The organism is Achromobacter sp. UBA5777 (assembly GCF_002418565.1).
GTDB classification, from domain to species: Bacteria; Pseudomonadota; Gammaproteobacteria; order Burkholderiales; family Burkholderiaceae_B; genus Achromobacter; species Achromobacter animicus.
In genome coordinates this window covers 1-13,290 of record NZ_DIEJ01000205.1, presented here as the reverse complement: position 1 = coordinate 13,290, position 13,290 = coordinate 1, and the positions used below count along the sequence as shown (strand labels likewise).

Below are 13,290 nucleotides of genomic sequence, written 5' to 3'. Positions count from 1 at the left end.
TGTCCATCGCCACGACGGGCGCCGGGCCTTCGCCCGCGCGGGCCGTCGCATTGCCCGTCGCGTAGTCCACGCGCGCCGCGCCTGCCCTGACGTTGAGCCGGTCGGCCCAGACGCCGGCGTTGATCTCGAGCGTGCGAGCGATGAGGTCGACCTGACTGGCGGCCGTGCCGTTCAGCCCCTCGCCTTCAATGCGCAACTTGCCGCCGGCGACGTCCAGCGCGATGTTGCCGTCAGGACCCACCTGCGGGCGGCCCGTGGTCAGCGTGGCGCGGTCTGCATTCAGGAAGCCGCAGCCGTTGCAGGTGATGCCTGCCGGGTTGGCGACGATGACGTTGGCGCGGTTGCCGGCGACTTCCAGCGTGCCCATCAGCTGCGACGGGTTCGGCGCGGTGACCTGATTCAGGATGGTGGTGGCGCGCTGGTTGCCCAGCATGACGTTGCCGGCCACCTGGCCGGCCAATTGTGTCTGGCTGGCGCCGCCGCTGTTGTTCAGCACCACGCCCGACGGTCCGACGTTGAATTGCGTGTAGCGGTTGTTGGAGACCCCGCCCGCCGACGGCGGCGCAATGTTCACGACGGGCACGCCGTTGCTGACTCCCACGATCGGCTTCTGGCCGGGCACGCCCTTGTCCACGGAAATCGGCAGGGTCTGCGCCAGCACGGGCGTCCAGACTTGCGTGAAGACGATGGACCAGACGATCAACGAACGAAGCTTGGACATCATGCGCACCTGACGGGAACAGCGGATTTAGAACTCGAACATCAAGGCCATCGCGAAGACGGTCGATGCGGTTTTGAGCGATTCGGGTTTCTTCAACGGCCAGCCGAAGGACAGGTCGTAACTGGCGTTGACGTATGGGATGGAGAGGCGTCCGCGCAGGCCGGCGACGGCGCCGACCAGCGTGCGGCCGGAAAGATACGCGGCGGACGGGCCGCCCACGCGGCCCACGTCGACGCCGGTGTAGACCTGCTGTCCGGGAAGCCCGGTCAACGCGTCGAGGTTGAACGACAGGTCGTTGCGCAGCGTCCAGCCGTCTTCAGCGGCGAGCGTCATCTGGCCGTCGAAGCCGCGTACGGCGTAGCGGTTTCCGATCGTGAAATAGTCGGCGGGCAGGATTGCCGTCTTAGCGTGCTGGATCTGCCAGTTGGCCTGATAGGCAAGGGATTGCTCGGCGATCTGAAACGGTAGATACAGCCCCGCATTGCCGGTGAGGATGGTGCTGCGCCCATTCCAGTCAGGATCGCCATAGACGTAGCCGGGTGCGTCGGAGAACTGCGGCAACGTGCCGCGCACGCCGCCGCCGATGTCGAGCACCGCGCGGCCGACGTAATGGCGATGCCCGTAGGCGATCTCGTAGCCGGTGACGTCGCGGCGCTGGACGTCGATGGCTACGTCATTCAGGGTGCTATCCGTGCGCTTGCGCAGCATGGTGAGCGACAGATTGCCCTTGTAGGCGGTGCCGCGGTACGGCACGACCGACACGCCCGCCTGGATCTGCTTGGTGGTGCCGCCATAGACGATGGGTTCTTCAAAGCCGGCCACCGTCTGGCGGTAGGTGGATTTGCTGGCGCCCGCAAAGACGGTCCAGTAGCCGAACGGCAGACTGTAGTTGATGGAGGCGGCGCGCGTGTTGGAGTCGGTGTCGCGCCAGTGGGCGTTGCTGTTCCACGAGACCGATAGCTGGTCGTACAGGAACAGCGGGGAATCCAGCGTCAGGCCTGCATTGATCTGGTATTTGCCGACGGTGTCCATGCCGCCGTTGTCACCGCCCAGATAGCCGTGCCAGCGCTTGCCGGTGCCGGGCTTGATGAGGATGTCGGAGTCGCCCAGTTCTGGACCCGGCGCAACGTCGATGGCGGCGTCGGCCTGGCTGCCGAGACGGCGGATGTTCTCAAGCGCCTGGTCCAGGTCGCGCTGGTTCAGTTCGCCGCCCGGGCCTTTGGGCAGCGCCGTTCGCCACCAGCCGATGGCGCCCAGGCTTTGCACGGCGGAGATGCGGCCCGGCAGATATCGCAGCGTCAACGAGCCGGCCGCCAGCGATTGCTCGGGCACGACAACCCGCGCGGTGATCAGGCCGTCATCGAGCAGCAAGCCGATCAGGTGTTCCTGCAGCGCGCGAAGCCCGCGGCCGCCGACGCATTCGCCAAGCACTGCCACCATGGCGCTGGTCAGGCTTGCCGGCGGTTCAGCGCCCTCCCAGATGACTTCCCGCACGGCAAAGCACGGGCTTTCAACCGGTAACGCCAACTCGCGCGCGGCGTCCACGGTCGGCGCCGACAGGATGTCGGGCCGCTCCGCCGCGCGGGCGCGGTGCGCGTCGATCTCTTGTTCCTGCCGGCGCTGGATCTCCGTTGCCGGCTGAGGGGTTTGCGATGCCGGCTGGCTCATGGCGGGGCCTGCGCTTGCAGCCGCGAACACTGCCGCCAAGATCCCCCTTGCCAGCCAGAACAGCCGTGATCGTCTTCCGGGCCAAGTGGGGAGAGCCGCGAGGCGGCGTTGGTGTACGCACCGCCGCGTCGGACCTGCCGCGTCCGCGCGTTGACCTGCATGGTTTTCGGGCATTTTTTGCTTAGGTGGGATAGGCGATGTGGGGAGCGCGCCGGCCTCAGAACCGTCTCTCTGTTCACATTTGTCAGAACAGCCTTCGTGAGGAACGCATTTGTAAATCGCCGCCCTATCACCCCGGAATCAGAGAAATCCGAAAGCGCGGGCCGGGTTAACCCGAATGCACCCATATCTACAAATCGTCAATAATTCACCAACGTTTTGTCGCCGATCCGTCCCCTTGCCTGACTCACCCATGCCTGTATCCGTCCGGGACGCCATCGTTTCGTCTTCCCACCTCGCCTCGTCCGCCCCTGAGCTGTCCGAGGTCGAATTCGGCCTGATCATCGCGTCGCATGCATTCAATCGCTGGATGGTGCGTTGCATGGCCTGTGCGGGACTGCCCGAACTGACGTCGCTGGACATCCTGGTGCTCAACCATGTGTTCCATCGGGGCCGGGGCAAGAAATTGGCGGACATCTGCTTCACCCTCAATGTCGAAGACACCCATCTGGTGAACTATTCGCTCAAGAAGCTGGAGCGTCTGGGCGTCGTTCAAAGCGCCAAGACCGGCAAGGAAGTGATCTACACCACGACCGACGCCGGCGCGGCCGCGATCCAGCGCTACGCCGAAGTGCGCGAGCAGTGCCTCGTCAAACCGTTCATCGACTCCCCCGCCGCAGACGACGCCAGCCATCAGTTGGCCAACACCCTGCGCGCCCTCTCGGGCCTGTACGACCAGGCTGCCCGCGCCGCCACCTCGCTGTGAGAATCCACGTTGTCTAGCACCACCGCTTCTTCTTCCGCTCCGCTGCTGTCCGTGCGCGGCGTCTCGGTCGACTTCAATACCGACACCGGCGGCTTTCGCGCCGTCGACAACCTGGATTTCGACGTGCGGCCCGGCCGCACGCTGGCGATCGTGGGCGAGTCCGGTTCGGGCAAGTCCGTCACGTCGATGGCGATCATGCGCCTGACCGACTACAACGGCGGGCGGATTTCGACTGGCCAGATCCTGTTCCGTGACGGCGACGATCGCGAGGTCGATCTGACCCAGGCCAGCGACGAACAGATGCGCGCGATCCGCGGCAACGACATCGCGATGATCTTCCAGGAGCCGATGACGTCGCTGAACCCGGTGTTCACGATCGGCGACCAGATCGTCGAAGCCATCATGCTGCACCAGCAGCTGTCACGCTCCGCAGCGCGCCGGTCCGCACGCAAGCTGCTGGAAAAGGTGCGCCTGCCCGACGCCGAACAACTGCTGGACCGTTACCCGCACCAGTTGTCCGGCGGCATGCGTCAGCGCGTGATGATCGCGATGGCGCTGTCGTGCCAGCCGCGCCTGTTGATCGCCGACGAGCCGACGACAGCGCTGGACGTCACCATCCAGGCGCAGATCCTGAACACCATCCGCGAGTTGCAACGCGACCTGGGCACGGCTGTGATCTTCATCACCCACGACATGGGCGTGGTCGCCGAGATGGCCGACGATGTGGTCGTGATGCTCCGCGGCAAGAAGGTCGAGCAAGGCACCGTTGAAGACATCTTCAACGCGCCTAAGCATCCCTACACGCGCGCGCTGCTGGCCGCCGTGCCGCGTCTGGGCAGCCTGACTGGCCGCGACCTGCCGCTGCGCACGCCGCAGACGGTGCTGGAAGGCGATACGCTGCGCGAAGTGGGCGAGACCCGCGAGCAGGACACGGCCTCCTATGATGAACCCGTGCTGCGCGTGGACAAGCTGACGACGCGCTTTGATGTGGGCCACAACCTGTTCGGCCGCGTCACGCACCGCGTGCATGCGGTGGAGCAGGTCAGCTTTGACGTCTACCCCGGCGAGACCCTGGCGCTGGTGGGCGAATCGGGCAGCGGCAAATCCACCATCGGCAAGACCTTGCAGCAGCTGGTGGCGCCGACTTCGGGTGCCGTGCGCTACAACGGGCAGGATATTTTCTCGATGGACAGTGCCGGCCGGCAGCGCCTGCGCCAGGAAATCCAGTACATCTTCCAGGATCCCTACGCGTCGCTGGATCCGCGCAAGACCGTGGCCTTCAGCATCGCCGAGCCGATTCGCACCCATGGCCTGCTGGCCGGTGAAGACGCCATCGCGCGCCGCGTGGGCGAACTGCTGGAACAGGTGGGACTGAAGCCCGAACACGCCACGCGCTATCCCCATGAGTTCTCGGGCGGCCAGCGACAGCGGGTGTGCATCGCGCGCGCGCTGGCCAGCAATCCCAAACTGATCATCGCGGACGAATCTGTGTCTGCGCTGGACGTGTCGATCCAGGCGCAGATCCTGAACCTGCTGATGGACCTGCAGAAGGATCGCGGGCTGTCGTATCTGTTCATCACGCACGACATGGCGGTGGTGGAAAAGGTCAGCCACCGGGTCGCGGTGCTGTACCTGGGCCAGATCGTCGAACTGGGCACGCGCCGCCAGATCTTTGAATCGCCGCAGCATGCCTACACGCGCAAGCTGCTGGCTGCGGTGCCGGTGGCCGAACCCGGCCGCCACATCGACACGTCCCTGATCGAAGGCGAGATCCCCAGCCCGGTGCGCCGGGTGGGCGATGAGCCCGCCATCGTTCCCCTTTTCGAGTTCGCGCCCGGCCATCAGGTCGCTCGCGCCGCCTGAACCTCTTTCATCCGTCGGTCCGACCCGATTTCCCGTCCCTGGAGGCGACCATGCAATTCCTTCGCACCACCCTCTCCGCCACCGCGCTGACCTTGGCCCTCGCCGCCGCGCTGCCCGTTTCGACGGCGCAGGCTGCCGGCACGCTGAACGTGGCCATCAACCAGGATCCGGGCAGTTGGGATCCGATCGACACGTTCGTGACCTTCTGGGGTTCCGTCGGCAGCAATCTGTACGACGGCCTGACCATGCGCGGCGCCGACCTGAAGCTGCAGCCGGGTCTTGCCACCAGCTGGGAATATCTGGACGACAACAAGCGTCTGCGCTTCAAGCTGCGTGAAGGCGTCAAGTTCCACAACGGCGAGCCCTTCAACGCCGAAGCCGTCAAGTTCACCTTTGACCGCCTGCTGGGCGCGGAAGGCGCCAAAGGCCCGCAGAAGTCGAACTACGACTCGATCGGCGAGGTCAAGGTGGTGGACGAATACACGGTCGACTTCATCCTGAAGCAGCCGGATCCGGTGCTGCTGACCAAACTGGCAGGCTACGGCGCGATGATCGTGCCGCCGAAGTACATCACTGAGAAGGGCGAGGACAACTTCAACACGCATCCGGTCGGCACGGGCCCGTTCAAGTTCGACAGCTACCAGCCCAAGGTCAACGTGACGCTGGCGCGTAACGATGACTACTGGGGCGGCAAGCCGAAGCTGGACAAGGTCGTGTACCGCTTCATAGGCGAACCCGGCACCCAGGTCGCCGAGCTGCAGGCTGGCCGCATCGACATCGCCACGCTGATCCCGCTGGGCCTGATCGAAACGGTGAAGAAGTCCGGCAACGCCGACGTGATTTCCACCGGCGGTCCGGTAGCCTTCGCGCTGCGCTACAACACCAAGAACGGCATCACGCAGCACCGCGACGTGCGCCGTGCGCTGATCATGGCGGTCGATCGCGATGCCATCGTCAAGCAGCTGCTGCTGGGCCAGGCCAAGACGATCGCCAGCTTCCAGGGCCCGCAGTCGTTCGGCTTCAACCCCGAGCAAAAGCCCCTGCCCTTCAACCCCGCCGAAGCCAAGAAGCTGCTGGCCGCCGCTGGCGTGAAGCCGGGCGCCACGGTGCAGATCGATGTGCGCGGCAGCGATTCGAACTTCCGCGAAGTTGCGCAGGCCGTGTCGGGCTACCTGCAGGGCGTGGGCGTGCGCGCCACCATCAAGCCGTATGAAACCGGCGTGCTGCTCAACGACATCATCCCCGGCGGCAAGACCGGCGAAATGTGGCAGAACCAGTGGGGCGGCTGGACGTACGACTACGACAACACCGCGTACCTGATGTACCACTCGGGTCAGAAGTGGAATCCGTACGACAACGACCCCAAGCTGAACGCCATGCTGGAAGCGCAGCGCACGGTCTATGACGTGAAGAAGCGCGAGGCGATGCTGCAGGAGATCGCCGCGTACGTGGCCGACCAGGCGCTGGAATTGCCGCTGTACAGCCTGAACACGATCGTGGGCGTCAACAAGCGCGTGAAGAACCTGGAAGTTCCGGGCGACATCCGCTTCCGTTTCGTCGAAACCGCCGTAGAGTAGGTCCCCCCCGAGCGCTTCGCGCTTCCCCCAGGGGCATGCCTGCGGACCGGCGGAGCCCGGATCCGCGGCATCCCGCTTGGGGTGTGCCTCGTTGAAGCAGTGACGATGGTTGTTGCAGTCTTAACATTACTGACCCGCACCGGTGCAAGCCGGTGCGGCGCCTTATGACCGGATTTCTCATCAAACGCGTGTTGCAGGCCGTCTTCGTGATCGTGGCCGTGACGCTGCTTGTTTCTTATGCCGTGCGCCTGACCGGCGACCCTGCTCTGATGCTGAGCCAGGGGTCGGGCAGTGTGACCGAACAGGACCTGGCCAACATCCGGCAGGCGCTCGGGTTGAACCGGCCGTTCCACGAACAATATCTGTCGTACATGCAGGGGCTGCTGCATGGCGATTTCGGGCGCAGCTTCATGGGCGGCACGCCGGTCGCCAAGCTGATCGGCGATGCGCTGCCCGCCACGCTGATGCTGGCGTTCACGTCGCTTCTCGTGTCCATCCTGATTTCGCTGCCGCTGGGCATCCAGGCGGCGATCAAGCGCGGCAAGGCGACCGACCAGGCGATCCGTATCTTGTCGCTGGTGGGCCTGTCTTTCCCGAATTTCTGGCTGGCGCTGATGCTGGTGCTGCTGCTGTCGATTACTTTCCCTCTGCTGCCGCCGTCCGGCTGGAGCGGGCCGGCCAGCCTGGTGCTGCCGTCGCTGACCATGGCGATCATTCTCAGCGCCACCAATATCCGGCTGGTGCGCACGACGATGCTGGAGACGCTGTCGGCGCAATACATCATGGTGGCGCGCAGCAAGGGCCTGAAAGAGCGCATCGTGCTGTACAAGCATGCGCTGCGCAATTGCGCCATTCCGCTGATCACGTATCTGGGCCTGCAATTCGGCGGCCTGATCGGCGGCATCGTGGTGATCGAGATGGTCTTCAACTGGCCAGGGCTGGGCACGCTGGCCTTCGACGCCATTTCCGGCCGCGACTATCCCGTGCTGCAAGGCACCGTCACGGTGCTGGCCACCGTCATCGTCCTGGTCAACCTGATCGTCGACATCGCCTACGGCATTGTCGATCCCCGTATTCGCACGCGCTGAGCATCATGCAGACAACCACTTCCCCCGCCGCCCCCAAGGCCATGAAGCCGCGCAGCCGCTACCGCTCGCTGGAATTCGTGCTGGGCGCGCTTCTGACCGGCGTCATGGTCCTGCTTGTGCTGGCGTCCGGCTGGCTGTTTCCCGACGGCGGCGAATCGATGGACCTGGCCGCCCGCCTGATGGCGCCCTTCTCGTCGGCCGCCCATCCCTTCGGCACCGATCCGCTGGGCCGCGACGTGCTGGCCCGCGTGATCGTCGGCGGCAAGATCTCGCTGCTGGTGGGCTTTGCCTCGGTGCTGGGCGGCGCGCTGCTGGGCATCGTGATGGGTCTCATCGCCGGGTATTACCGCGGCTTCTGGGACATGATCGTGATGCGCTTTGCCGACGTGCAGCTGGCGCTGCCCTTCATTTTGGTGGCGATCACGTTCATCGCCATCCTGGGCGGCGGGCTGTTCAACGTCATCTTCTTCATGATCGTGTCGCAATGGGTGCAGTACGCTCGCCTGGTGCGGGCGCAGGTGCTGGCGTTGCGCGAGCGCGAGTTCGTGCTGGCGGCGCGCGCCTTCGGGGTGCGCGACCTGGCGATGATCCGCCACCACATCGTGCCCAACCTGCTGGGTCCGCTGGTGATCCTGATGACGCTGAACGTGGCCAACAACATCCTGCTGGAAAGCAGCCTGACCTTCCTGGGCCTGGGCGTGGATCCCATGATCCCGAGCTGGGGCGGTATGCTTGCCGACGGCCGCACGTACATGCAGACGGCCTGGTGGGTCAGCGTGTTTCCTGGCCTGGCCATCATGCTGACGGTGCTGGGCCTGAACCTGCTGGGCGACTGGCTGCGCGACCGCCTGGACCCGACCGGCAAGGTCTGAAGAATCGATCCGCGCCACGGGCCGGAAGGAATGTTGAGTATGTCGTTGCTGGACAAGAGTTTCGATCGCACCCTGGACGCCTGGACGCACGCCTACATGGCGCCGGCCTGGCGCGGCGCGGTCGTGGAAGGCTGGGTGTTCGAAGGCGTGGACGCCCGGCGCGCCGCGCAGGCCAAGCTTGAGCAGGCGGGCGTGACGGCGCGCTTTCGCAGCGCCTACAAACCGCTCGTGCACTATTTCCTTGAAGAGGTGGAGCGCGAGGGCCTGGTCTCGGCCGAGATCCGCTATCCGCTGCACGAACACGCGCAGGCCAAGCGCTTCACGCTGGAGGCCTATCCGCTCGTGGCGTTGCTGAAAGACGTGCGCGTGACGATGCTGCCCGGCGCCGACGACCTGCACTACGACGTGCGCCTGTCGTATGCCGACGGGCGCACGCTCGACACCCGCGTGGTCGCGCCGAACCAGCTTGGGCATGCGCCGGACGGCACGCCGGAGCTGTCGCCTACCGGCTGGCTGCGCGTGCAGGATGCCAGCGGCGCCGTGCAGACCGATGCCGCACAGGCCACCGAGTACCAGTTGCTCTTTCGCAGCATCCTGGACACGGTGCGCAACCACACGTGGGGCGCGCACGAGCCGTATTTCGACCGGCTGGAAATCCGCGTGGATCTGCCCGGCATCGACTTCGCGCTGCCGGTGGACGAGGAAATCGTCAGCACGTTCGAAGCGCTGCACGAGGACATCTACTTCTCGCTGCTGGAGCACTTCCAGCAGCATTCCGGCCGCCCGTCCGGCGACCGCGGCCTGCAACCGGGCCAGATCATTCCCGACATCCGCCGCCACGATGGCGCGCCGCGCGTGCAGATCTTGGTGGAGCCCTTCGCCCCGGTCGCCCCCGTGACGCCGGCCGCGCTTACCGGTCCGCTGGCGCAAGCCCGAGAGCCATTGTCGGCCGCGCAGATCGCCGGCTGCATGGCGGCCTTTGGCGGCGACACCTTCCAAGCCGTGTCACGTCAAGGCCGCCCCGTGTTGGGCACCTACGTGCGCGGGCCCGGCCCGGCCGTCTTCATTTCCGGCGCGCAGCATGCCAACGAAACCTCTGGTGTCGTGGGCGCCTTGCGTGCAGCCGAGACGTTGGCTGCAGGCGGCGACGCGCATTTCGCGTTGATTGCTTCCGAGAATCCGGACGGTTATGCGCTCTTCAACCGGCTGCGCGAGCACCACCCGCGCCACATGCTGCACGCGTCGCGCTACAGCGCGCTCGGCGACGACATCGCCTACCGCGAGCGCGCACCGTTCTTCGAGCGTGATGGCCGTCACCAGGCGCACGCGATCAGCGGCGCGCAGTTGCACATCAACCTGCATGGCTATCCCGCGCACGAATGGACACGTCCGCTGTCGGGTTACCTGCCGCGCCACTTCGAGCTGTGGACCATTCCCAAGGGGTTCTTCCTGGTCCTGCGTCATCATCCGGGATGGGCCGACCGCGCTCAACGGTTGATCGAAGGCGTCACCGCACGGCTGGCGCGCAACGTGCCGGGGCTGGTGGAGTTCAACGCGCGGCAGTTGGAACTCTTTCACGCGCACGCGCTCGAAAAGGGCTTTGACGTGCTTAACGGCATCCCCGTGCAGGTCACGGAGACCGACCGCGAGGAACTGCCCATGGCGCTGATTTCGGAGTTTCCGGATGAAACGGTCTACGGAGACCGATTCGTTTTCGCGCATACTGTGCAGATGGAAACCGTCCTGGCAGCCACGGATCTGTATCGCGCCGGGCTTTAGCGGCTTACCGGTGTCTGACACCCACGCAACAAGAAAATGAAAATCCGAGAACGCAACCACGGCGACGATCTGGCCCTGGTGGACATCTGGCTCCGTTCGGTACGCGCCACCCACACTTTTCTGACTGAAAAGGAAATCCAGGCCATGTACCCGCAGGTGCTGAACACGTACCTGCCGTCCGTCAGGGTGTGGGTCTGTGAGGACGACGCCGGCGAAGTGGCCGGCTTCATGGGTCTGACCGGCAACAAGGTCGAGATGCTGTTCGTGGATGCCAACAAGCGGGGCAAGGGCGCAGGCCGACGCCTGCTGAATTTTGCGCGATCGCTGCACGGCACGCTGCTGGTGGACGTGAACGAGCAGAATCCGCAGGCGCATGGCTTCTACAAGCACTACGGATTTCAGGACGTGGGCCGCTCGGCCTACGACGACTCAGGCCGCCCCTTCCCTATCATTCACATGAAGCTTGCCGGCTGAAGCATCGGCTTTTAGCTGCCGTGCGCCTCGTGCCGGGCGCGCCACGCCTTCAGGGCTTCGCGGTAGCGGTCCATCGCTTCGTCATAAAGGTCATAGACGCAGGGAATGCAACCGCTGTTGCAGCATTCGTCCGGCGCGGGACGCTCGGGCGCAACAGGCGGCGGGTCGTCGCCCGAAATTGCGGCGGGGCTCGACTTGCCGCCAGTCGGTTTCTTCGTGCTCATCGCGCCATGTTAGCGCCGCCCGCCTGGCCCCGGCGCGTCACTCGCCCTCATACGCCTTCGCGCTTGCGCCAGTCTGCGCGGCGGATCTCGTAGCAGACCTTGGGTTCCGGCGCGTCGCCGGTCATGCCGACGTAGCGCAGCCCGGTCTTTTCCATGACGCGCTGCGACGCCAGGTTTGAACGCAGCGCCACGGCGCCCAGCACGTCAACGGGCAGCAGGCGAAACCCCAGCCCGATCAGCGCACGCGAAATCTCCGGCGCGAAACCTTTGCCCCAGCAGTCGGGATGCAAGGCGTAGGCCAATTCAACGCTGGCCCGCCCCGGCGCGGTCGACACCTTCAACCCCGCGCGGCCCGCGGGCCGTCCGGTATCGCGGTCTTGCAGCACATACATGCCGTAGCCGTGCTCGGTCCAGTGGACGAGGTTCTGCGCCACATAGCGCCGGCTGGCCGCCGCGTCGCGCGTGCCTCCCATGGACTGCATCAGGTCGGCATTCGCGTGCATCTCGATCATGAACGGCAGATGCGCCTGGGACATACGACTTGCGGACAGGCGCAGGGTCTGGAAATCGTCGGGAAACTCGGCGGACGGCATGGATGTCGGCGGGGATGGCGGATGTAGTTTGGGGACGGGCTGGCAATCCGGCGGGCGGACCTGCCGATCATACCGGCCGGCGCGGCCTTGCACACCTGCGCCTAACCCTCACCCGCGCCGCAGCCACACGAAACGCCAATGAAAAATCGCAATGCGCTCGCGCGGGCCGGCCAAGGCCGCAGCGGATTCGCCGCGGCCGGCCGCCCCGCCATCGGCGCCTGGCTTATTGCGAGGGATACGCGCGCATGGCGGCCGGCTGTTCTGCCACCAGCGCGTCCAGAATGCGCTTGCCCACGCGGCCGTCCTGCGGCAGGTTCAGGCGCGCCTGCTCTGCCCGCACGGCATCGCGCGTCTTGCCGCCCGGGATGCCGTCGGCCACCCCGATGTCGTGGCCGCGGCCATAAAGCTGCTTCTGCAGTTCCTTGATCTGCGCGCGCGACAGGCCGGGATCGTCGGTCGGCCATGCGGTCACCAGCGCCGGGCCGCCTTGCAGGCGGTTCAGCAGCAGCGACACGGCCAGGCCGTAGCGGCGCGATTGGTTGTAATGCAGGATGGCGTCGAAATTGACCGTGGCGAGGAACACCGGTCCCCGCGCGCCGGTCGGTGCGAACAGGTACGCCTGCTGGTCGTTGCCCGAGGGCAGCTTCAGCACCGAGCCATCTCCTTGCTTGACGCCAGCCTGCGCCCACTGGGCGATCGTGCGGCGGTCCTTGGATCCCACGTACTCGGCGTCGGGCTCGGGCGGGATCGCGGCGGCCAGCTCGGCCGGCACGCGCACTTCCACGACGGCGGGCAAGCCGTGCGTCCACTGGGCGCGGCGCTTGCGCAGGTGGTTTGCGGTGGAGGCCAGCGCATCGGGCAGCGAGTTGTAGAGGTCGATGCGGCCGTCGCCATCGCCGTCGGCAGCCAGTTCGTAGAACGAAGTCGGAATGAATTGGGTCATGCCGAACGCGCCGCTCCAGGATCCGACGAACTTGTCGGCGGGCACGGTGCCGTCGCGCAAGAGGCGCACGGACGCGTACGCGTTCTTTTCCCAAAGCGGCTTGTTTTCGGTGCAGGCGCGCGTCAGCCAGGCATTGAGGACATCGGTCTTGCCGACCTGGCGGCCGTAGTTGGTTTCGATGCCGAAGATGGCGACCAGCGTCGCGGGATCAACCTGGTATTGCTGGCTGATGGCGCCAAGCTCCTTGCCATATTTGGAGAGCACCGCCTTGCCGTCCTGCACGCGCTCGTCGTCGACCGTCTTGGCGATGTAGTCCCACCAGCTTTCGCGGCCCTCGGGCTGGCCCTTGGCCGACGCGACGGTCGTGGGCAGCAGCGTGGCGTTGGCCGTGTACTTGTCCCAGTCGGCGACAGTCAGGCCGTTCGCCGTGGCGCCCTTGCGCAGCTTGTCGATGCAGGCCTTGGTGTCGAGCTCGGTCGGGACGATGACGGTCGGTGCGGCGGCGGCGGCGGCCGGGGCGGCGGTGGCGGCGGGCGCGGCAGACGCAGCCGGTGCAGCCGGAG

At 65.8% G+C, this 13,290-nt stretch carries 12 protein-coding genes; 7 read left to right on the top strand and 5 right to left on the bottom strand.

Going from position 1 to position 13,290, the window contains the following annotated elements:
* A partial coding sequence (locus tag B3446_RS17005) for a filamentous hemagglutinin N-terminal domain-containing protein (RefSeq protein ID WP_291383598.1) occupies positions 1-724 on the bottom strand: 724 nt, incomplete at its 3' end.
* Between the two features lie 24 nt (positions 725-748).
* Complete coding sequence (locus B3446_RS17000; RefSeq protein WP_291383596.1) at positions 749-2,389, bottom strand: ShlB/FhaC/HecB family hemolysin secretion/activation protein; 1,641 nt, start codon at positions 2,387-2,389, stop codon at positions 749-751.
* Positions 2,390-2,801: 412 nt separating this feature from the next.
* Here B3446_RS17000 and B3446_RS16995 point away from each other — a divergent pair, with 412 nt between their 5' ends.
* From B3446_RS16995 to B3446_RS16965, 7 genes are all read left to right on the top strand, one after another.
* A complete protein-coding gene (locus tag B3446_RS16995; protein WP_054415947.1) occupies positions 2,802-3,314 on the top strand; it encodes a winged helix DNA-binding protein in 513 nt (170 codons plus the stop codon).
* A 9-nt stretch (positions 3,315-3,323) separates the two neighbouring features.
* Positions 3,324-5,177: a dipeptide ABC transporter ATP-binding protein gene (locus B3446_RS16990; RefSeq protein WP_313493848.1), complete on the top strand. Its 1,854-nt coding sequence runs from the start codon at positions 3,324-3,326 to the stop codon at positions 5,175-5,177.
* Positions 5,178-5,227: 50 nt separating this feature from the next.
* The gene (locus tag B3446_RS16985) at positions 5,228-6,754 is read left to right on the top strand and encodes an ABC transporter substrate-binding protein (protein ID WP_291383590.1); all 1,527 of its coding nucleotides are present in this window, start codon (positions 5,228-5,230) and stop codon (positions 6,752-6,754) included.
* A 164-nt stretch (positions 6,755-6,918) separates the two neighbouring features.
* Positions 6,919-7,842, top strand: coding sequence for an ABC transporter permease (locus tag B3446_RS16980; RefSeq protein ID WP_175183897.1), 924 nt, complete (start codon positions 6,919-6,921; stop codon positions 7,840-7,842).
* A 5-nt stretch (positions 7,843-7,847) separates the two neighbouring features.
* Positions 7,848-8,714: an ABC transporter permease gene (locus B3446_RS16975; protein WP_175123556.1), complete on the top strand. Its 867-nt coding sequence runs from the start codon at positions 7,848-7,850 to the stop codon at positions 8,712-8,714.
* Between the two features lie 39 nt (positions 8,715-8,753).
* Positions 8,754-10,493, top strand: a complete 1,740-nt coding sequence (locus B3446_RS16970) for a peptidase M14 (protein ID WP_291383587.1) — start codon at positions 8,754-8,756, stop codon at positions 10,491-10,493.
* Positions 10,494-10,529: 36 nt separating this feature from the next.
* Entirely contained in the window at positions 10,530-10,967 is a 438-nt protein-coding gene (locus tag B3446_RS16965; protein ID WP_175123558.1) for an acetyltransferase, read from the top strand.
* A gap of 11 nt (positions 10,968-10,978) precedes the next feature.
* On the opposite strand, the gene B3446_RS16960 is transcribed toward B3446_RS16965, so the two are convergent.
* The 3 genes from B3446_RS16960 to B3446_RS16950 all read right to left on the bottom strand — a co-directional run.
* Positions 10,979-11,191 carry an oxidoreductase-like domain-containing protein gene (locus B3446_RS16960; RefSeq protein WP_191575694.1) on the bottom strand — a complete coding sequence of 71 codons (213 nt, stop codon included), beginning with the start codon at positions 11,189-11,191 and terminating at the stop codon, positions 10,979-10,981.
* A 47-nt stretch (positions 11,192-11,238) separates the two neighbouring features.
* Complete coding sequence (locus B3446_RS16955) at positions 11,239-11,784, bottom strand: GNAT family N-acetyltransferase (protein WP_191575695.1); 546 nt, start codon at positions 11,782-11,784, stop codon at positions 11,239-11,241.
* A 223-nt stretch (positions 11,785-12,007) separates the two neighbouring features.
* Positions 12,008-13,290 (bottom strand): lytic murein transglycosylase (locus B3446_RS16950; protein ID WP_291383584.1); only part of this gene is annotated, 1,283 nt, incomplete at its 5' end.

Excerpts from the sequence above, each read along its gene's own strand:
- B3446_RS16975 (WP_175123556.1), top strand. The coding sequence starts at position 7,848 with ATGCAGACAACCACTTCCCCCGCCGCCCCCAAGGCCATGAAGCCGCGC.
- B3446_RS16955 (WP_191575695.1), bottom strand. The coding sequence starts at position 11,784 with ATGCCGTCCGCCGAGTTTCCCGACGATTTCCAGACCCTGCGCCTGTCC.
- B3446_RS17000 (WP_291383596.1), bottom strand. The coding sequence starts at position 2,389 with ATGAGCCAGCCGGCATCGCAAACCCCTCAGCCGGCAACGGAGATCCAG.
- B3446_RS16980 (WP_175183897.1), top strand. The coding sequence starts at position 6,919 with ATGACCGGATTTCTCATCAAACGCGTGTTGCAGGCCGTCTTCGTGATC.
- B3446_RS16995 (WP_054415947.1), top strand. The coding sequence starts at position 2,802 with ATGCCTGTATCCGTCCGGGACGCCATCGTTTCGTCTTCCCACCTCGCC.
- B3446_RS16985 (WP_291383590.1), top strand. The coding sequence starts at position 5,228 with ATGCAATTCCTTCGCACCACCCTCTCCGCCACCGCGCTGACCTTGGCC.
- B3446_RS16970 (WP_291383587.1), top strand. The coding sequence starts at position 8,754 with ATGTCGTTGCTGGACAAGAGTTTCGATCGCACCCTGGACGCCTGGACG.
- B3446_RS16965 (WP_175123558.1), top strand. The coding sequence starts at position 10,530 with ATGAAAATCCGAGAACGCAACCACGGCGACGATCTGGCCCTGGTGGAC.
- B3446_RS16960 (WP_191575694.1), bottom strand. The coding sequence starts at position 11,191 with ATGAGCACGAAGAAACCGACTGGCGGCAAGTCGAGCCCCGCCGCAATT.